Source organism: Streptomyces sp. CBMA123 (assembly GCF_014596465.1).
Classification (GTDB): Bacteria; Actinomycetota; Actinomycetes; order Streptomycetales; family Streptomycetaceae; genus Kitasatospora.
This window is the reverse complement of sequence record NZ_MECK01000623.1, coordinates 1-18,349: the sequence shown is the minus strand read 5'-3', so window position 1 is coordinate 18,349 and position 18,349 is coordinate 1. Positions and strand designations below refer to the sequence as shown.

At 72.2% G+C, this 18,349-nt stretch carries 15 protein-coding genes; 10 read left to right on the top strand and 5 right to left on the bottom strand.

Annotated features, from left to right (window positions below; genetic code table 11):
• Positions 1-63: 63 nt before the first annotated feature.
• Positions 64-819, bottom strand: coding sequence for a DUF1707 domain-containing protein (locus tag BG452_RS41785; protein WP_317621490.1), 756 nt, complete (start codon positions 817-819; stop codon positions 64-66).
• A gap of 146 nt (positions 820-965) precedes the next feature.
• Here BG452_RS41785 and BG452_RS41780 point away from each other — a divergent pair, with 146 nt between their 5' ends.
• The gene (locus tag BG452_RS41780) at positions 966-2,633 is read left to right on the top strand and encodes a fumarate hydratase (RefSeq protein WP_188309603.1); all 1,668 of its coding nucleotides are present in this window, start codon (positions 966-968) and stop codon (positions 2,631-2,633) included.
• A gap of 87 nt (positions 2,634-2,720) precedes the next feature.
• Here BG452_RS41780 and BG452_RS41775 read toward each other — a convergent pair whose 3' ends face one another.
• Positions 2,721-3,479 (bottom strand): GntR family transcriptional regulator, encoded by a 759-nt coding sequence (locus tag BG452_RS41775; RefSeq protein WP_188309602.1) that lies wholly within the window; start codon positions 3,477-3,479, stop codon positions 2,721-2,723.
• A gap of 137 nt (positions 3,480-3,616) precedes the next feature.
• Here BG452_RS41775 and BG452_RS41770 point away from each other — a divergent pair, with 137 nt between their 5' ends.
• Complete coding sequence (locus BG452_RS41770; RefSeq protein ID WP_188309601.1) at positions 3,617-3,835, top strand: hypothetical protein; 219 nt, start codon at positions 3,617-3,619, stop codon at positions 3,833-3,835.
• Between the two features lie 488 nt (positions 3,836-4,323).
• On the opposite strand, the gene BG452_RS41765 is transcribed toward BG452_RS41770, so the two are convergent.
• Complete coding sequence (locus tag BG452_RS41765) at positions 4,324-4,602, bottom strand: hypothetical protein (RefSeq protein WP_188309600.1); 279 nt, start codon at positions 4,600-4,602, stop codon at positions 4,324-4,326.
• A gap of 215 nt (positions 4,603-4,817) precedes the next feature.
• Between BG452_RS41765 and BG452_RS41760 the strand changes: the two genes are divergently transcribed.
• The 3 genes from BG452_RS41760 (at position 4,818) to BG452_RS41750 (ending at position 10,941) form a co-directional block, all read left to right on the top strand.
• Positions 4,818-7,781, top strand: coding sequence for an AfsR/SARP family transcriptional regulator (locus tag BG452_RS41760; RefSeq protein ID WP_188309599.1), 2,964 nt, complete (start codon positions 4,818-4,820; stop codon positions 7,779-7,781).
• A 482-nt stretch (positions 7,782-8,263) separates the two neighbouring features.
• The gene (locus BG452_RS41755) at positions 8,264-9,028 is read left to right on the top strand and encodes a class I SAM-dependent methyltransferase (RefSeq protein WP_317621489.1); all 765 of its coding nucleotides are present in this window, start codon (positions 8,264-8,266) and stop codon (positions 9,026-9,028) included.
• Between the two features lie 68 nt (positions 9,029-9,096).
• The gene (locus tag BG452_RS41750; RefSeq protein ID WP_188309598.1) at positions 9,097-10,941 is read left to right on the top strand and encodes a SpoIIE family protein phosphatase; all 1,845 of its coding nucleotides are present in this window, start codon (positions 9,097-9,099) and stop codon (positions 10,939-10,941) included.
• A 41-nt stretch (positions 10,942-10,982) separates the two neighbouring features.
• Here BG452_RS41750 and BG452_RS41745 read toward each other — a convergent pair whose 3' ends face one another.
• The gene (locus BG452_RS41745; protein WP_188309597.1) at positions 10,983-13,166 is read right to left on the bottom strand and encodes an MMPL family transporter; all 2,184 of its coding nucleotides are present in this window, start codon (positions 13,164-13,166) and stop codon (positions 10,983-10,985) included.
• 145 nt (positions 13,167-13,311) lie between these two features.
• Here BG452_RS41745 and BG452_RS41740 point away from each other — a divergent pair, with 145 nt between their 5' ends.
• Entirely contained in the window at positions 13,312-13,935 is a 624-nt protein-coding gene (locus tag BG452_RS41740) for a TetR/AcrR family transcriptional regulator (protein WP_188309596.1), read from the top strand.
• A gap of 9 nt (positions 13,936-13,944) precedes the next feature.
• Here BG452_RS41740 and BG452_RS41735 read toward each other — a convergent pair whose 3' ends face one another.
• Complete coding sequence (locus BG452_RS41735; protein WP_188309595.1) at positions 13,945-14,880, bottom strand: LysR substrate-binding domain-containing protein; 936 nt, start codon at positions 14,878-14,880, stop codon at positions 13,945-13,947.
• Between the two features lie 209 nt (positions 14,881-15,089).
• Between BG452_RS41735 and BG452_RS41730 the strand changes: the two genes are divergently transcribed.
• The 4 genes from BG452_RS41730 to BG452_RS41715 all read left to right on the top strand — a co-directional run bounded on the left by BG452_RS41730 (position 15,090) and on the right by BG452_RS41715 (position 18,324).
• Complete coding sequence (locus BG452_RS41730) at positions 15,090-15,641, top strand: peroxiredoxin (protein ID WP_188309594.1); 552 nt, start codon at positions 15,090-15,092, stop codon at positions 15,639-15,641.
• A 3-nt stretch (positions 15,642-15,644) separates the two neighbouring features.
• A complete protein-coding gene (locus BG452_RS41725; protein ID WP_188309593.1) occupies positions 15,645-16,187 on the top strand; it encodes an alkyl hydroperoxide reductase in 543 nt (180 codons plus the stop codon).
• Between the two features lie 136 nt (positions 16,188-16,323).
• Positions 16,324-16,704: a WXG100 family type VII secretion target gene (locus BG452_RS41720; protein WP_188309592.1), complete on the top strand. Its 381-nt coding sequence runs from the start codon at positions 16,324-16,326 to the stop codon at positions 16,702-16,704.
• A 12-nt stretch (positions 16,705-16,716) separates the two neighbouring features.
• Positions 16,717-18,324, top strand: a complete 1,608-nt coding sequence (locus BG452_RS41715) for an alpha/beta hydrolase (protein ID WP_188309591.1) — start codon at positions 16,717-16,719, stop codon at positions 18,322-18,324.
• Positions 18,325-18,349 lie beyond the last annotated feature (25 nt).

Genomic DNA, 18,349 nt, shown 5'->3' with positions numbered 1-18,349 from the left:
CACAACGCCGCGTGCCCGACCGGGAGTTGATTCCCAACCGGGCACGAGACAGGTCAATTCGAGCTATTCCGCACCGAGTTGCTTGCGGACCCACTCCTTGAGCTTCTTGCCCCGGCGCGGCTTGGCGTTGCAACCCCCGAACAGGGCAACGCCCTTGACCCGTACGACCGGAGCGTACGGATCCGCCGCGGTCTGCTCCCGGACGTCGAACCCGCCGAAGATGCCGACCCCGGATCCGAGCAGGCTCACGTTCTCCGGCACCCGGATCTCGACCCCGCCGAAGATCGCCGTCACCGTGATCTCCACCTCGGGGGACTCGAAGACGGCGTCCGAGAGGTCGATCTCCACCCCGCCGAACGCGGTGAAGGCCGTCAGGTGCGAGCCCACCCGCCAGCGGCCCTTGCGGGCGGCGCCGCCGAAGATCGCCACCACCGACGGGGCCTCGTGCCGCGCGGGCGGCAGCGGCCGGGCCGCCGCGGGGGCCGGCGCCGCGGCGTCCAGCGGCGGCTTGTCGAAGGACACCGACCGGTGGGCCGGGAGGTCCCTGGTCAACGGGACCAGGTCACCGAAGGTCTTGGCGGCGTACGCGGCCCCGATCCGCTCGGCGTGCTCGTCCGCGTCCAGCCGACCCTCGGCGTAGGCGTCCCGCAGCAACTCCGCGATCCGCTCGCGGTCGGCGTCCGAGACCCGCATCTCGGCCTGCGCCACCGGGGCGTTGGCCTCGGGCCTCGGCTGGGGCGTCAGTTCGGGCTTGGCCAGGGGTACGGGCGCCGGCACCGTCGGCTGCCCCGGGTCGTCCTGTGACGGCGAGTTGTCCACGGCCCAAGCCTAGTCGCTCGCACTGCAGCCCGAGTGAGCCCGGTCACGCAAGGCTGACCTGTCCGCAGGCGTCCCGCCGGCGGGTCCTACCCTGGATGGTGCTTCGCCGACGCAGCCGGACCACTGGACCCCTAAGGACCGCCCCGATGGCTCCCACGCCAGACTTCGAGTACAGCGACCTGCTCCCCCTGGGCGCTGACCCGACCCCGTACCGCAAGCTCACCTCCGAGGGTGTCTCCACCTTCGAGGCCGGCGGCCGCACCTTCCTCCAGGTCGAGCCCGAGGCACTGCGCCTGCTCACCGCCGAGGCGATGCACGACATCTCCCACTACCTGCGCCCCGCGCACCTCGCCCAGCTGCGCCGCATCCTGGACGACCCGGAGGCCAGCCCCAACGACCGCTTCGTCGCGCTCGACCTGCTGAAGAACGTCAACATCTCGGCCGGCGGCATCCTCCCGATGTGCCAGGACACCGGCACCGCGATCGTCATGGGCAAGCGCGGCCAGTCCGTGCTGACCTCCGGCGCGGACGAGTCCGCCATCGCCCGCGGCGTGTTCGACGCGTACACCAAGCTCAACCTGCGCTACTCCCAGATGGCCCCGGTGACCATGTGGGACGAGAAGAACACCGGCAACAACCTGCCGGCCCAGATCGAGCTGTACGCCACCGACGGCGACGCGTACAAGTTCCTCTTCATGGCCAAGGGCGGCGGCTCGGCCAACAAGTCGTACCTGTACCAGGAGACCAAGGCCATCCTGAACGAGGCCAGCATGCTCTCGTTCCTGGAGCAGAAGATCCGCTCCCTCGGCACCGCCGCCTGCCCGCCGTACCACCTGGCGATCGTGATCGGCGGCACCAGCGCCGAGTTCGCGCTCAAGACCGCCAAGTACGCCTCGGCGCACTACCTGGACAGCCTGCCGACCTCCGGCGACGCCAGGACCGGCCACGGCTTCCGCGACCTGGAGCTGGAGGCCAAGGTCACCGAGCTGACCCAGAAGATCGGCATCGGCGCCCAGTTCGGCGGCAAGTACTTCTGCCACGACGTGCGCGTGGTCCGGCTGCCGCGCCACGGCGCCTCGCTGCCGGTCGCGATGGCCGTCTCCTGCTCCGCCGACCGCCAGGCGCTCGGCAAGATCACCGCCGAGGGCGTGTTCCTGGAGCAGCTGGAGACCGACCCGGCGAAGTACCTGCCGGACACCACCGACGAGCACCTCGACGACGACGTGGTGCGCGTCGACCTCGACCAGCCGATGCCCGCGATCCGCGCCGAGCTGTCGAAGTACCCGGTCAAGACCCGGCTCTCGCTCACCGGCACGCTCGTCGTCGCCCGCGACATCGCCCACGCCAAGATCAAGGAGCGCCTGGACGCCGGCGAGGGCATGCCCAAGTACCTCCAGGACCACCCGGTCTACTACGCCGGCCCGGCCAAGACCCCCGAGGGCTACGCCTCCGGTTCCTTCGGCCCCACCACGGCCGGCCGGATGGACTCCTACGTCGACCAGTTCCAGGCGGCCGGCGGCTCCATGGTCATGCTCGCCAAGGGCAACCGCAGCAAGCAGGTCACCGACGCCTGCGCCGCCCACGGCGGCTTCTACCTCGGCTCCATCGGCGGCCCGGCCGCCCGCCTCGCCCAGGACTGCATCAAGAAGGTCGAGGTGCTGGAGTACGCCGAGCTCGGCATGGAGGCCGTCTGGCGCATCGAGGTCGAGGACTTCCCGGCCTTCATCGTCGTCGACGACAAGGGCAACGACTTCTTCCGCGAGACCACCGAGGGCCCGCTGATCACCAACCTGCGGGTGCGCTCCAAGGAGTAGCCGCTCCCGGTCCCGTCCCGCCGCCCCGGTCGCGCCCGCCGCGCCCGGGGCGGCGGCGTTCCGGCGGCAGCGGCGTCCGCGCGGCGCTCAGGCGTCGAAGTCGTACTCCAGGACGTAGGAGGCGGCGTCCAGGATCATCTCGTTGAGCTCGACGACCTGCCCCTCGTCGGCGAAGGCGGTGCGGCAGATCAGGATGACCGGGGTGCCCGCGGAGAGTTCGAGGCGGGCCGCCTCCTCGCCGCCGGGCATCCGGGAGCGGACCTCCTCGCGGAAGTGCACGGGCTTCGCGCCGATCTCGGCCAGCCGGGCGTAGGTGCCGCCGGGGCCGGTGTCCTCGCGGGTGATCGCGGTGCCGGCGACCAGGACGGCCGGCAGGTAGGAGGTGGAGAGCAGCACCGGCTTGCCGTCCAGGACGAAGCGGCGGTGCCGCACGCACATCGGGACGCCCGGCTCCACCCCGAGCACCCGGGCCACGTGCTCGGGCGCGCCCCGCTCGGTGACCGACACCTGGTCGACCACCAGGCTGCGATTGTCGATGTCCGCGGACCATATCGACCGGCCGGAGCCCCACTGCCCCTGCGCCAGCCGCTGGATGCCGCGCCGGCGCAGCGGCCGGAAGTCCCGGACGAACACCCCCGAACCCCGGCGGGCCTCCGCGATGCCCTCGCTCTGCAGCACGCCGAGTGCCTGGCGGGCGGTCATCCGGGCCACGCCGTACTCGTCCATCAGGTCGTTCTCGCCGGGCAGCCGGTCGCCCGCGCGGTAGTGGCCGGCGTCGATGGCCGCCTTCAGGGAATCGGCGATCCGCTGGTACTTGGGCTGCTTGTCGCCACTGCTGCCGGTCATCGCCGCTCCCTCTCCCTCGGATGAATCGTAGGCGCGCCCGCGGCCGCTGATAAGGAGATACGACCGTTGACATCTCTAGAGATATTAGCTTCTCTAGAGATGCTGGCCAGTCGCCTACCAGAGCGAGGAGCAGCACGGTGAGCACTCGACAGCACGACGCCCGGGCCTACCGGCCACAGGTGGGCGAACTCGTCCTCGACCGCAGGACCGGACGCACCGGCATCTACATGGGCACCATCGGCGGCGAGCACTACCTGCGCCCCGAGCACGGCGGCCGCGAATGGACCGCCGAACCGAACGACGTCTCACCGGCCCCCGAGCCCCGCGATTCGGCCGAATCCGATCAGCCTCGATAATTGCGGCAAAACCACGCAAACCACGGCATTCGAGGCGCCGGTAATCTTCCCGGTGAATCCGGAATTCCGGAACGCTTCGGGGGCGCCGCCCGGGCACGTTACGGATGATCCCGGTCACCATGCGTACGTCGCGGACGGGAATCGGCCACCGATGGACCCGCACACGAATTGGCGCGCACATCACGACAGTGCCCCCGTGCCCGGACGGGGGCACGGGGGCACTCGGCCGGAACGGCTTATGGGTGGCCCAGGATGATGCTCGCGAAGGCCCCCGTGGCAGTGGCCACGTAGCCGGCAGTCACGACAACGGTCGACACGGCGACCACAGCAACCCGACGAAGCTTGCTCATGCAACCCCTCCAACTCCTCAGGCCCGCCCGCTGGCGAACTCGAGTTCGATCCTACGCTCCGTCAGATCCGACACCCCGGAACTGCCGCCAAGTGCCCCCGCACCCGGACGAAGGCGCGGGGCCGTCGGCTGGAACGGCTTACGGGTGACCGAAGATGATGTTCTCCGGCTCGTACGTCTTGCCCGGCTCGCCGGTGGCCGGCGCGTTGGGGTCCTCCGCGCCCTCACCACCGAACAGGTCGTTCTCTATCGCCGTCTTCTGCGCGTCGGAAGGCGCGGCGTACTCGGATGTGTTCGAGGAAGCGGTCACCGCGCCCTCGACAGCCTTGCCCGCCTCCACAGCGGTGGCCGGGGCCTCGGTCTTCGTCCCGTTGCCGGGAGTCGACGGCACCGGGGTCTCGCTCTGGTCATTGGCCATTGGGCGGCCGCCTTTCGGTCATCAAATGCGTTCAGCCCGACCTCCGTGGCGCGGGCGCGGGGACAGTATCGTAGGGTTGATTAAATGTCCGATAAACATCGTGCGACTTGCGGGGCGATCCGACAGAGTCTGGCGTCCGCCTAAGCTGAACCACTACGGCGGACCGCCGAGCGCCCATTTCGCGGAATCGACACCACAGGCCACCGGGGGACTTCATGCAGTTTCGGGAGACGCCGCAGACCCCTGCGCTGCGCTTCCAAGTCCTCGGTCCGGTCCAGGCCTGGCTCGACGGCAAGCCCCTCTCCCTCGGCTCCCCCCAGCAGCAGGCCGTTCTGACCACCCTGCTGCTGCACTCCGGGCGCCCGGTCACCACGCAGGACCTGGTCGACGCGCTCTGGGGCGAACGCCCCCCGACCCAGGCCGTGGCCGCGCTCCGCACCTACGTCTCCCGCCTGCGGTCGGTCATCGAGCCCCGGCGGGAGGTGCGTCGCCCCGCCGAACTGCTGGTCTCGGTCGCCGACGGCTACGCCCTGCGGATCCCGGGCGAGGCCCTTGACCTGTCGGTCTTCGAGCGGCTCTCCGCCGAGGCCGCGACCGCCCGCACCTCGGGCGACAAGCGCGAGGCGCACCGACTGCTGGCGCAGGCGCTGGACCTGTTCAGCGGCCGCCCGCTCACCGGCATCCCCGGTCCGTACGCGGACGCCCAGCGACTGCGGCTGGCCGAGCGCCAGGTCGCCGCCGCCGAGGAACTGTGCGCCGCCGCTCTCGACGTCGGGCTGCACGCCGAGATCGTCGTCGAGCTCAACAACCTGACGGCCGAGCACCCGCTGCGCGAGCGCCTGCGCGAGCTGCTGATGCTGGCGCTGTACCGCTGCGGACGCCAAGCGGAGGCGCTCGGCGTCTACACCGACACCCGCAAGCTCCTGATCGAGGAGCTCGGAGTCGAACCGGGCGTGGGCCTGTCCTCGATACACAACCGCATCCTCGCGGCCGACCCGGCACTCACCCTCCCGGCCGCCCCAGCTCCCGCCACGCACGAGGACGGCCCGGCCGCTCCTCCCCCTCCGGCTCAACTCCCGGCTGACGTTTCGGACTTCAGCGGCCGCTCGAACCTGGTGAGCGACTTGTCCGCGGTACTGATGAACGCCACCGGCCAGGCTGTGGTGGTCACCTCGCTGGCGGGCATCGGCGGCGTCGGCAAGACCACCCTCGCCGTGCACGTCGCCCACCGCGTCCGGTCCGAGTTCCCGGACGGGCAGCTGTACGTCGACCTGCGCGGAGCCGGTGCCTCCCCGGCTGATCCGGTGGCCGTCCTGGGTGACTTCCTGCACACGCTCGGGGTCACGGAGAGCCCCGACTCGCTCGAACAGCGCGCCGCGCTCTACCGCTCTCTGCTCGCCAGCCGACGCATGCTGATCCTGCTCGACAACGCGCGCGATGCCGAGCAGATCCGGTCGCTCATCCCCGGGGTCTCCGGCTGCGCCGTGCTCGCCACCAGCCGCTCCCGGCTCGCCGGCATCCCGGGCGCCCAGTTGTTCGACGTCGAGGAGCTGACCCCGGACGAAGCCCTCGCGCTGTTCGCCGCCATCGTCGGCGAGCACCGGGTCACCGCCGAGCCCGAGGCGGCCATGAAGGTGGTCACCGCCTGCGGGTTCCTGCCGCTGGCCGTCCGCATCGCCGCCGCCCGACTGGCCAGCCGCCCGCGCTGGAGCGTCTCCGATCTCGCCAGTCGGTTAGCGGACCAGCGCCGACGGCTGGACGAGCTTCAACTGGGCAACCTCGCCGTGGAAACCACCATCGGGCTCGGCTACGGGCAGCTGTCCGTCCCCGAGGCCCGTGCCTTTCGGCTGCTCGCCCTGATCGACTCCCCCGACGTCCCGCTGGCAGCTGCCGCGGCGCTGCTCGGCGTGGACGAGAACACCGCCGAGGACCTCGCCGAGTCGCTGGTCGAAGCGAACATGCTGGAGTGCTTCACCCCCGGCCGATACCGTTACCACGACCTCCTCCGGCTCTACGCCCAGCGGAAGAACGAGCGGATCGGGGACACCGAGGAGCAGGAACGAGCGGTCCTGCGGCTGCTCGACCTGTTGATCCCGACCGTCCGCAACGCGTCCCGGACCATCGAACCGGACGACGCGGAGCCGGAGCTGCTGACCACGCCCTCCTCCCCGGGGATCGGCATGCCGACCAGCGCCTCCGCTCAGAACTGGCTCCGAACCGAGGGCGCCCTGTTGCTGAGCGCCATCGCCGCGGCGGCGAACGGGCCCCATGCCTCGCAGCACGCGGCGATCGACCTGCTGATCCTGCTCAACGGTCTCGGCCCGGTCCCGGCGCACGGCCCCCGGGTGCGCCCGATCCTGGAGACCGTCGGGCGCGAGGCCGAGCGTCGCGGCGACTCCGCCGTGCTCGCCCGCGTGCACTTCGCCCTCGGTGCCCTGCACTACGTCACCAGCGACTTTCCGGGCGCTGAGCAGTCACTCCGCCGCAGCCTCGACCACCAGGCGCCGAACGAGCCGACCGTCCTGCTGTTGGCCACGGCCAACACACTGGGCGTGATCCTCAGCATGGGCAACCGCCCGGGCGAGGCCCTGCCGGTCCTGGAACAGGTCCGCGCGACCAGCCGGGCGGTCGGCACGGCCATGGGCGAAGCACGGATCGTCAGCAACATCGCCCGGGTCCAGCACCGGCTCGGCATGATCGAGACAGCGATCGAGTCCGCCAACGACGGCGTCGCCGCCGCCCGGGCGTCCAAGAACGGGCCCCTGCTCGCCCAGACCCTCTACCAGCTCGGCGTGGTGCTCTCCGGCGGCGAGGCCGTCCCGCACCTGAGGGAGGCCCACCAGCTGTACCACGCCCAGCAGAACTCCCTGTGGGAGGGCTACACCCTGGCCCGTCTGGCCTCCGCCCTGCTCGCCGCCGACGAGCACGCCGAGGCGGCCGAGGCCGCCGGTCAGTCACTCGCGATCGGGCAGGACATGGACTCCGCCTACTGCCAGGGCCTGGCCAACGCCGCGCTCGGCGAGGCGTTGCTCGCCCTCGCCCAGCCGGCCCGTGGGCTCGCCTGCCTCCAGGAGGCGTACGCGATCTTCACGCGGCTCGGTGTGCCGGAGGCCTCCCCCGTGGCGGACCTCATCTCCCGACAGCACACCGAGCCCTTCTCTTCTCCCCCCGCGCCGTGAGGCCTCCGCTCCCCCTCGGAGCACCTCCCCCGATCCGCGCGTCGGCGCCCCCGCAGCCCCCCGGCTGCGGGAGCGCCCTCAACGCTTCCCCGGCGCTGGATCCCACTGTGCACCCCACCGATTGACGTTCGATAAACGTCCGATTGTCAGCCTGCGGATCGGCGAAACCGCAGGTCAGCGCCGCAACCCCGGCGCGCTGTGCGGCGTGCGGGCCCGGCCGCACCACCCGGCCCGCACCCCCGTGCTTCCGCGGACCCGGTCCACATCGGCCCAAGCATGACGAGTTGGCCGGAAAGGGACCCCATGACGCAGTGATCGCGCATATTCTCAGATGCCAGTACGCACACGAGTGTCTGCCGGCAACGTGTCGGGGTGCAGGCCGTCTGTGTGATGCGGGGAGCGTGACGTACCGCCACCGGCAGCGGCCCAGGAGGCTGCGGAGGAGCCGACCGGAGGCCACGGGTGGAAGGGTGCCTCTCAACGTGACGACCGGACAGATATCCGACGCGTTCCCCGTCGGCGAGGACGCCGGCGACGACGGGCCCGACGTGCGACGACGCCGGGCGGCCCGGGCCCTCCAGGCGGTCGCGTTCGACACCATCGGCGCCGGGTACGGCGAGGCCTTCCCGGCCAAGGACGGCCAGCTGGAGTGCGGCCGGCAACTGCTCGCCGAACTCGAGCCGGGGGCCCGGGTGCTGGACGTGGGCTGCGGCACCGGTGAGCCGACCGTCCGCCAGCTGACCGCCGGCGGGCTGCGGGTGACCGGCATAGACCTCTCGGACGGGATGCTCACGCTGGCCCGGCAGACCCGGACCGCGGGCCCGTACCCGGCCGAGTTCCACCGGATCGACCTCTACGATCTGGCCACCGAGCGCGCCGACCGGGTCTGGGGCGCGCCCGGACTGGGGCCCGCGGGCCGCGGCGCCTTCGCCGCCGTCACCGCGTTCTTCTCACTGATCCTGCTGCCGCAGGACGAGATCCCGACCGTGCTCGGCCGGCTGCGCCAACTCCTGCGCCCCGGCGGACTGCTACTGCTCGGCATGGTCGAGGCGGACCTGGATCACGTTCCGCTTCCGTTCCTTGGCAGAGAGCTGCGGATCAGTGGGTATCTGAGGGAGGATCTGGAGCGGGTTCTGGTCGCGGCCGGTTTCGCCGTCGAGGAGTGCTCGGGGCATCCGTACGCGCCGGCCAGTACCACGCTGCCGCCGGAGGAACAGCTGTTCCTGTGCTGTCGACGCGTCGGCTGACCGACCAGCGGGCTGGAACGGCCCACCGCCCACACCTCCAGACCACACCGAATCCAGGACAGGCAGCCGTGCGCGACCAGCTCAAGACCGAGGCGGAGCAGCCGCCCGCCGTCCCGGGTCAGCGCCGCCATCTCCCGGCCAGGCCGCCGACGGCACGACCGGACCGCGCCGGCGCGGCGGAACGGGCGGACCGGGTGGCGGACCGCCTCGCCTACCTCGACGCGGCGACCCGGCGGATCAACAGCGCCCTCGACCTGGCCGCGACCCTGCGCAACATCGGCCGGGTGCTGGTCCCGACCCTCGCCGACGCCGCCGTCGTCCACCTGCGCGATCCGCTGCCCAACGTCGAGCGCGAACCCGGCTTCCCGGAGGAGCTGCGGATACACCACAGCACCGGCACCCGGATCGGCCGCCGCGGCCGCAAGAGCGGCGCCGACGACCGGCACCGCTCACGCTTCGGCTCCCGCTCGACCGCCGACACCGGCCCGGCCACCCCGGTCACCCGCGGCGGCGCGCTGGCGCACATCCTGCTGAGCCGCCGCCCCGCCGAGTCGGCCGTCCTCGGCACGCCGGCCGCCGAGCGCACCGAGGCGCTGCTGCGCGAGCTGTACGGCACCCGAGGGCTGGCCCGGCTGGCCGCCGGCACCTCGGTGGTCGCCCTGCCGCTGCGCGGCCGCAAGGCCGTCCTCGGTCTGCTGGTGCTGATCCGCCGGCCTCCTGAACGCACCGGCCGCCCGGCCTTCGACGCGGCGGACACCGCGACCGCCGCGCACCTGGCGACCCAGGCCGGGCTGGCCGTGGACACCGCGCTGCGGTACGCCCGCGAGTGGGAGATAGCCAACGAACTCCAGCGCAGCATGCTGCCGTTGCGGCTGCCGCAGTCGCACGGCGTCCGGCTCGCCCAGCGCTACCTGCCCGGTGAGCGCGGCGCGCAGGTCGGCGGCGACTGGTACGACGCCGTGCCGCTGCCCGGCAACCGGGTCGCCCTGATCGTCGGCGACGTGATGGGCCACTCGCTCACCTCGGCCGCCATCATGGGCCAACTCCGCACCAGCGCACAGACCTTGGCCGCACTCGACCTGCCGCCGCACGAGGTGCTCTACCACCTGGACGAACAGGCCCAGCGGCTCGGCCGCGAACAGCACCTGGCCACCTGCGTGTACGCGGTGTACGACCCGATCGCCAACCGGGTGGTGCTGGCCAACGCCGGGCACGTCCCGCCGGTGCTGGTCCGCCCGGACGGCACGGCCGAGTTGGTGGAGCTGGACTCCGGGGCGCCGATCGGGGTCGGCGGGGTGGACTTCAACTCGGTCGAGCTGCCCGCGCCGCCCGGGTCGGCGCTGCTGCTGTTCACCGACGGTCTGGTGGAGACCCGCACCCGGCCGCTCAGCGACGGCCTGGAGGTGCTCCGCGCGCGGATCGCGGCGGCCCGCTGGCAGTCCCCCGAGCAGCTGTGCCAGGAGGCGCTGCGGATCCTGCCGCCGGGGGACCGCGGCGACGACATCGCCCTGCTGGGCGCCTGCTTCGACGGCATCCCGGCCGGGGACGTCGCCCACTGGTACCTGCAGCCGCGCAACGAGACGCCCGGCCGGGCCCGTCGGCTGGCCGCGCACACGCTGCGCCGCTGGGGGCTGGACGAACTGAGCGAGGCGACCGAGCTGATGGTCAGCGAGCTGGTGACCAACGCCGTCCAGCACGCGACCCGGCCGGTCACCCTGAGCCTGGTGCGCACCACCCGGCTGCGCTGCGAGGTCGGCGACGACAGCCCGCTGCTGCCGCGCCCGCGCCGTACCGGTCCGGAGGACGAACGCGGGCGCGGGCTGCAGATAGTGGCCCGGTGCGCGGACCGCTGGGGCGCGACCCGGCTGGGCACCGGCAAGGTGGTCTGGTTCGAACAGCGACTGCCGCAGTAGCGGGGTGCCCGGTGGGGCGACCCCACCGGGCACCCCGGACGTCACACCTTCACGGGCTCCTTCGCCTGCTCGCCCTCCAGCCGGGCGATCAGCTGCTCGCCCTCCATGTCGACCTTCGGCACGACCTTCTCCAGCCGCTTCGGGAACCACCAGGCCGCCCTGCCGAACAGCGCCATCGCGGCCGGCACCAGCGCCATCCGCACCACGAAGGCGTCCACCAGCACGCCCACCGCGAGGGCGAAGCCGATCGGCTGGACGATCGGGTCGTGCCCGAGGACGAAGGCGCCGAACACCGAGATCATGATCAGCGCGGCCGCCGTCACCACCCGGGCGCCGCCCTTGACCCCGCCGACGACCGCCTCGCGCGGCGCCTTGCCGTGGACGTACTGCTCCTTCATCCCGGAGACCAGGAACAGTTCGTAGTCCATCGCCAGCCCGAACAGCACGCCGATCAGCAGGATCGGCACGAAGCTGACCACCGGGCCGACCTTCGGCACGTCGATCAGGCCGTCCAGCCAGCCCCACTGGTAGACCGCGACCACCGCGCCGAGCGAGGCCAGGATGCTGAGCAGGAAGCCCAGCACCGCCTTGAGCGGCACCAGCACCGAGCGGAAGGCCAGCGCGAGCAGCACCAGGGCGATGCCGACGATCACCGCGACGAACGGCGGCAGCGCCTGGCCGAGCTTGGCGGAGACGTCGATGTTGGCGGCGGTGGTGCCGGTGACGGCGATGCTCGCGCCGGTCGCCGCCCTGAGCCCGTCACGCTGGTCGCGGATCTCGCCGACCAGTGCCGCGGTGGCCTTGTCGTCCGGGCCGGTCTTCGGGATGACCGGCACCAGGGCGGTGCCACCGGCCCGGTCGATCTTCGGCGGCAGCAGGGTCTGCACGCCCTTAAGGCCCTGCAGCCGGCCGGCCACCTCGTGCACCGCCTGCTCCGGCTTCGGCGTGCCGTGGGCGTCCACGACCACCACCAGCGGCGCGTTGAAGCCGGGGCCGAAGCCGTCGCTGACCAGGTCGTACGCCGTGCGGGCGTCCGTCCCGACGGCCTGTGAACCGCCGCCCGGCAGGCCGAGGTTCAGGCTCGCGGCGGGCACCGCCATGGTGCCCAGCCCGGCCAGGCCGACCAGCAGGACGGGCAGCGGGCGGCGGACCACGAAGCGGGCCCAGCGCTCACCCAGGGTGATCTTGCCGTGGGTGGTCAGCGCCCGCTTCCAGATCGGCAGCCGGTCGATCGCGCGGCCGGTGAAGCCGAGCACCGCGGGCAGCAGCGTGATCGCGACCAGGACGGCCACCACGACGGCGCCGGAGGCGGCCAGGCCCATCACGGTGAGGAACGGGACGCCGGCGACGGCCAGTCCGGCGAGCGCCACGACCACGGTCAGACCGGCGAAGACGACGGCGCTGCCGGCCGTGGCGGTGGCCCGGGCGGCGGACTCCTCCGGCTCCAGGCCCTCGTCCAGGTGGCGGCGGTAGCGGAACAGGATGAACAGCGCGTAGTCGATGCCGACCGCGAGGCCGACCATCAGCGCCAGCACCGGGGCGGTGGTGATGATCTCGAAGGAGCCGGTCAGCGCCAGCAGTGCGGCCATCGCGACGGCGACGCCGACCAGCGCGGTCAGCAGCGGCAGCCCGGCCGCGACCAGGGTGCCGAGGGTGATCACCAGGACCACCCCGGCCACCACCAGGCCGATCGCCTCGGAGCCGCCCTCGATCTGGGCGAACTTGTTGTACGCGTCGCCGCCGAAGGCCACCTCCAGGCCGGCCGCGCGGGCCGGCTCGGCGGCGGCCCTGACCGCGTCGCGCTGCCGGTCGGTGACGTCGGCGAGCTTGTGGTCGAAGGAGACCAGCGCGATCGCGACCTTGCCGTCCGGGGAGACGGCGCCGGTGGCGTACGGGTCGGGCACCGCGGCCACGCCGGGGACGTGGGCGATCCGGGCGACGGCCTCGCCGACCGCCTTGCCCGCCTCGGGCGAGGTGAGGCCGCCGGGCGCCCCGGCGGCGAAGACCACCTGGGCGGAGCCGTGGCCCTGCTCGGGGAAGGTGCCCTTGATCCGGTCCAGGGTGGCCTGCGCCTCGGTGCCCGGGACCTTGAACTCGTCGCTGGTCTTGCCCGCGAAGGCGCCCGCGGCCCCGCCGATGGCGATCAGCAGCGCGATCCAGACGGCCAGCACGGCGCGCCTTCTCCGGAAGCAGTGGCGGCCCAGTCGGTACAGGTACGTGGCCAAGGTCTGACCCCTCGTGGTGCGGTCGGCGGACAGGCGGGTGGCCTGAGCGAACCCGTCCCACGGTAGACCCAACTTTGTCAGGTGACAAAGTTGACCGATCCAATCGGTCGACACAGTTGCCCGACCATGGCGCTACCCTGGCTGAATGGCTCATGTCCCCGCCTCCGAACGCCGACCCCAGCTGGTCCGGGCCGCGATCGACCTGATGACCCGGGAGGGAATCTCGGCCGGCAGCACCCGCGCGATCGCGGCCGAGCTGGGCGTTGCCCAGGCGACGGTGCACTACACCTTCGGCACCAAGAAGGACCTCTACCGGGCCGTCGTCGAGGAGGTGACCGCCCAGTTCATCGACCAGGTGCGCGCCGCCTCCCCCGGCGACGGCCCGTTCGGCGAACAGGTCCGCACCCTCGTGCACGCACTCTGGGACGCCGCCACCGGCGAGGACGGGCGCTGCGTCCTGCTCAGCGAGTTCCAGACGCTGGCGATGCGCGACCCGGACGTCCGGGAGATCATGCTCGGGCTGCAGCGCGCCATGGAGGGCACCGCCACCGAGATGCTCGCCACCCTCACCGCCGCCCACGGGCTGACCCTCGCCCTGCCCGCCGACCGGATCGCCGCCCACTTCCTCGCCGGCTTCGACGGGCTGACGGCCCGCCACCTGATCCGGCGCCACCCGGGCGAACGTCCCGACCCGGAGACCCTGGCGGCGCTGGACCTGCTGGTGGCGACCACGGTCGGGCTCTGCCTCGGCGCGCCGGCAGCGGGCTAGACGAAGGCCCTATTCGGCGATCCGGACCGGCAGTTCGGCCAGCACCTCGCGCAGCGCCGCACCGAAGCGCTCGTACTCGGCGCTGCGGGCCGAACCCGGCCGGGTGGCCAGCCCGATCCGGCGGCCCGGCGCCGGATCGGCGAAGCGGACGGCGGCCAGCCGGTCGGTGCGCCCGGCCTCGACGTCCAGCGCGGTGGCGGGCAGCAGGGTCACCCCGAGGCCCCCGGCGACGAGCTGGACCAGGGTGGACAGGCCCGCCGCGCGGGTGGTGGAGCCGGCCGGGTCGGCGCCGACCTCCCGGCAGATGTCGAGGGCCTGGTCGCGCAGGCAGTGGCCCTCCTCCAGCAGCAGCACGTCCAGGTCGAGCAGCACGTCGCGCGGGACGTCGGTCCGCCCGGCGAGCGGGTGCTCGGGCGGGGTGACCAGGACGAAGTCCTCGTCGAACAGCGGGATGTCCCGGGTCGGCGAGGAACCGCCGGCCGGGAGCGCGAGCAGCAGGACGTCCAGCCGCCCGGCGGCCAGGCCCTCCAGCAGCGAGGGGGTGCGCTCCTCGTGGACGTGCGGCTCCAGCTCCGGGAAGCGGTCGCGGACCAGCCGCAGCACGATGGGCAGCAGGTACGGCGCGACGGTCGGGATCACCCCGAGGTGCAGCGGTCCGGTGAACGGACGGCGGGCGGCCTCGACCTCCTCCGTGAGGGCCTGCAGCGAGGCGAGCACCCGGCGCGCGTGCGCGTGCACGCGCTCCCCCAGGGGAGTGACGATCACCTTGCGCGTCGTACGCTCGACCAGTTGGGCACCCAGCGACTCCTCCAGCGCCGCGACCGCCCCGGACAGCGCCGGCTGGCTGGTCCCGGTCGCGGCGGCGGCCTCCCGGAAGTGCCGGTGCTCGGCCACCGCGACGAAGGCCCTGAGCTGGGCGACCGTCGGGGTGCGCGGACTGCGCACTGTGGTGCTCCCCACAGTCGGCTCGGGTTTGGCGGCGGCGCCCCTGCGGGAGCCGGGCCGCGACGTGGGCGATTCGGTATTGATAGCAATCTCCGATCAGACACATCCAGTGTAGCTATTTCCCTGATCAGTCCACGATGTGGAATGGTGGGTTCGTGTCCGGAATCCGGACAAAACTCCCCGCAGTCTCATGTTCTGGAGAAGCGCACGTGCTCACGATCGGTGACAAGTTCCCCGAGTTCGACCTCAAGGCCTGCGTCGACCTGGAGGCCGCGAGCGCCTTCGCCGACATCGACCACAAGACCTACGAGGGCAAGTGGAAGATCGTCTTCTTCTGGCCGATGGACTTCACCTTCGTCTGCCCGACCGAGATCGCCGCGTTCGGCAAGCTGAACGACGAGTTCGCCGACCGTGACGCCCAGATCCTCGGCGTCTCCGGCGACTCCGAGTTCGTGCACCACGCCTGGCGCAAGGACCACAAGGACCTGCGCGACCTGCCCTTCCCGATGCTGGCCGACATCAAGCACGACCTGATGCGCGCCTGCGGCGTCGAGGGCGAGGACGGCACCGCCCAGCGCGCCGTGTTCATCGTCGACCCGAACAACGAGATCCAGTTCGTCATGGTCACCGCCGGCTCCGTCGGCCGTAACCCCAAGGAGGTCCTGCGGGTGCTGGACGCCCTGCAGACCGACGAGCTGTGCCCGTGCAACTGGACCAAGGGCGAGGACACCCTCGACGCCCAGGCCCTGCTGGCGGGCTGACCCATGGCCCTCGACGACCTGAAGGCCGCCCTCCCGGACTACGCCAAGGACCTCAAGCTCAACCTGGGCTCGGTCATCGGCAACTCCGACCTCCCCGCCCAGCAGCTCTGGGGCACCGTGCTGTCCTGCGCGATGGCCACCCGCAGCCCCGGCCTGCTCCGCGAGCTGGATCCCGAGGCCAAGGCCAACCTCTCCCCGGAGGCGTACACCGCCGCCAAGGGCGCGGCCGCGATCATGGGGATGAACAACGTCTACTACCGGACGCTGCACCTGCTCTCCGACAAGGAGTACAGCACGATGCGGGCCGGTCTGCGGATGAACATCATCGGCACCCCGGGCGTCGAGAAGATCGACTTCGAGCTCTGGTGCTTCGCCGTCTCGGCCATCAACGGCTGCGGCCAGTGCCTCGACTCGCACGAGGCCGTCCTGCGCAAGGCCGGCGTCGAGCGCGAGGTCATCCAGGCCTCGATGAAGATCGCCGCCGTCCTGCAGGCCGTGGCCGGCGTCCTCGACTCCGAGGCCGCCCTCGCCGCCGTCAACGCCTGACGCACCCCGTACCCCCTGACGGGCCCCTCCGCTTGCCGGAGGGGCCCGTCGGCGTTTCCGGGCCCCGGGATGGTGCTCAACTCCGCTACAGTGCAAGGCGATCCGTGCACGACATTCGGTCCGAGGGGGAACCGCGGTGTCCGACCACCCGGAAAACGGCGGGGGCTTCCACGTCGACCCGGACGAACTCCGGCAGGCCGGGAGCACCGCCGTCGAAACGGCCGGCCGGATCCCCGGTGAACTCAAAGCACTGCTCGACGCTTCGAACCAGTCCGCGGCCGGACTGCCCGGGCTCCAGTGCGGCACCGCGCTCGGCACCTGCACCACCGTCTGGAACACCCTGCTGACGGACCTGCACACCACGATGGGACGGCAGGGCCAGGGCCTCATCGACGCGGGCCTCGGCTACGGGAGCACCGACCAGCGGATCAGCACGGCGTTCGGCCCGGACACCCGTACCGCCCCAGCCGGCCCGACCGCACAGCAGAAGCAGAACTTCGTCCTGCACTTCGGTTAGGGGGGCGACCGCATGGACCTCGCCACACTGCGCGACAGCGACCTCAGCCACCTGTACGCCGCCGCCGACGCCTACGACAAGCTGCACGGCTGCTTCGGACAGCACCTGGACACGTGGCGCGACGGCGTCGACGGCCGCATCGCGGCCGCCGGTTGGTCCGGGCCCTCCGCCGACGCGGCCCGCCCGGCACTGCGCCGCAGCACCAGCGAGCTGAAGGCCGCCCACAGTGAGATCGGACAGATCGGCCGGAGCATCCGCGCCGGAGCCGACGCGCTGGCCCTCGCCCAATCCGCGCTGCGCACGGCACTGACCGACGTGCAGACGGCCGGTATGTCCGTCGACGCCCGCGGCGCCGTCTCCTGGCCGCCCGGCAGCTACGCCGACCAGCACGACCCCGAGTACCGGAAGAGCTGCGAGCGCACCGCCACAGCACTCGCCACCCGTATCTCAACCGCGCTCACCGAGGCCGGCACCCTCGACCAGGCGATCGCCGCCCGACTCCGGCACTACATCAAGCGCGCCCAGGACGGCACCGGCCTCGACCCGGCCTCCGCCGTCAGCGACCGGCTCGACCTGGCCCTCGCTCCGGACGAGCTGCTGCTCGGCGGCGTCCCCAAGGACGACGCGTCGCCCACCGAGGTCAACGCCTGGTGGAGCGCACTGCCCGCCGACAAGCAGCAGTGGCTCATCAAGGAGCATCCGGACCTGGTCGGCAACCGCGACGGCATCCCCGCCGTCGCCAGGAACCAGGCCAACCGGATCCTCCTGCCGAAACTCATCGCCGCGTACGAGAAGGGCGGCCCGTCGTCCGACCCGCACGGCGCTCTGAAGCTGGACGGGTACCGCAGGATCGCCGAGCGGCTGCGCCGGACCGACGGGACGGAACCGCCGGTCTTCCTGCTCGGCATCGGCAGGGAAGGACAGGGCCGCGGCATCCTCTCCTTCGGGAACCCCGACACCGCCCAGGACGTCACCTCGCTGGTCGGCGGCCTGGGCACCACGCTGCGGCGCATCGGCGGCGGTGACGCGGACCGGGCACTGGCCGTGTACCACGCGGCCCAGCGGGCCGACTCGACACGCAGCACGGCATCCATCGCCTGGCTGGGGTACGACGCGCCACTCGGCTTCGCGGAAGCCGGCGACATGAGTCGCGCCCAGGGCGGCGTCGACGCCTACCGCGCGTTCCTCCAAGGACAACGCGTCACGCACCAGGGAGCACCGGCCCATGTCACGGCCGAGGGCCACAGCTTCGGTTCCCTCCTGGTCGGCCTCGCCGCGAGGAAACCGGCCGGCATCGCCGCCGACGACGTCGTCCTCGTCGGCAGCCCCGGCACCGATGCCTTCCACGCCTCGGAGTTCTCGGTAGGGGCCGATCACACCTACGTCGGCGCCGCCTCCTGGGACCACATCTCCCACCTCGGCTGGTACACCAGGGACCCGGCCGGCGCGGACTTCGGCGCCCGGCGCTTCGCCGTGGACGGTGGGTCTCCCGACTTCACCGCGCACTCGTCCTACTGGGACGACGGCCCCGGCGACGACCACACCTCGGTCGACAACATCGGAAGGATCGTCAGTGGCCACGGCGGCCGGATCACCGAGGCGGCCGGGCGCGATGACTGACCTCGGCCCGCCGTGCCGGCCGTCG

What these genes read in the sequence shown, in the direction of transcription:
- BG452_RS41775 (WP_188309602.1), bottom strand. Translation starts at nt 3,479, where the DNA reads ATGACCGGCAGCAGTGGCGACAAGCAGCCCAAGTACCAGCGGATCGCC.
- BG452_RS41715 (WP_188309591.1), top strand. Translation starts at nt 16,717, where the DNA reads ATGGACCTCGCCACACTGCGCGACAGCGACCTCAGCCACCTGTACGCC.
- BG452_RS41725 (WP_188309593.1), top strand. Translation starts at nt 15,645, where the DNA reads ATGGCCCTCGACGACCTGAAGGCCGCCCTCCCGGACTACGCCAAGGAC.
- BG452_RS41760 (WP_188309599.1), top strand. Translation starts at nt 4,818, where the DNA reads ATGCAGTTTCGGGAGACGCCGCAGACCCCTGCGCTGCGCTTCCAAGTC.
- BG452_RS41765 (WP_188309600.1), bottom strand. Translation starts at nt 4,602, where the DNA reads ATGGCCAATGACCAGAGCGAGACCCCGGTGCCGTCGACTCCCGGCAAC.
- BG452_RS41740 (WP_188309596.1), top strand. Translation starts at nt 13,312, where the DNA reads ATGGCTCATGTCCCCGCCTCCGAACGCCGACCCCAGCTGGTCCGGGCC.
- BG452_RS41780 (WP_188309603.1), top strand. Translation starts at nt 966, where the DNA reads ATGGCTCCCACGCCAGACTTCGAGTACAGCGACCTGCTCCCCCTGGGC.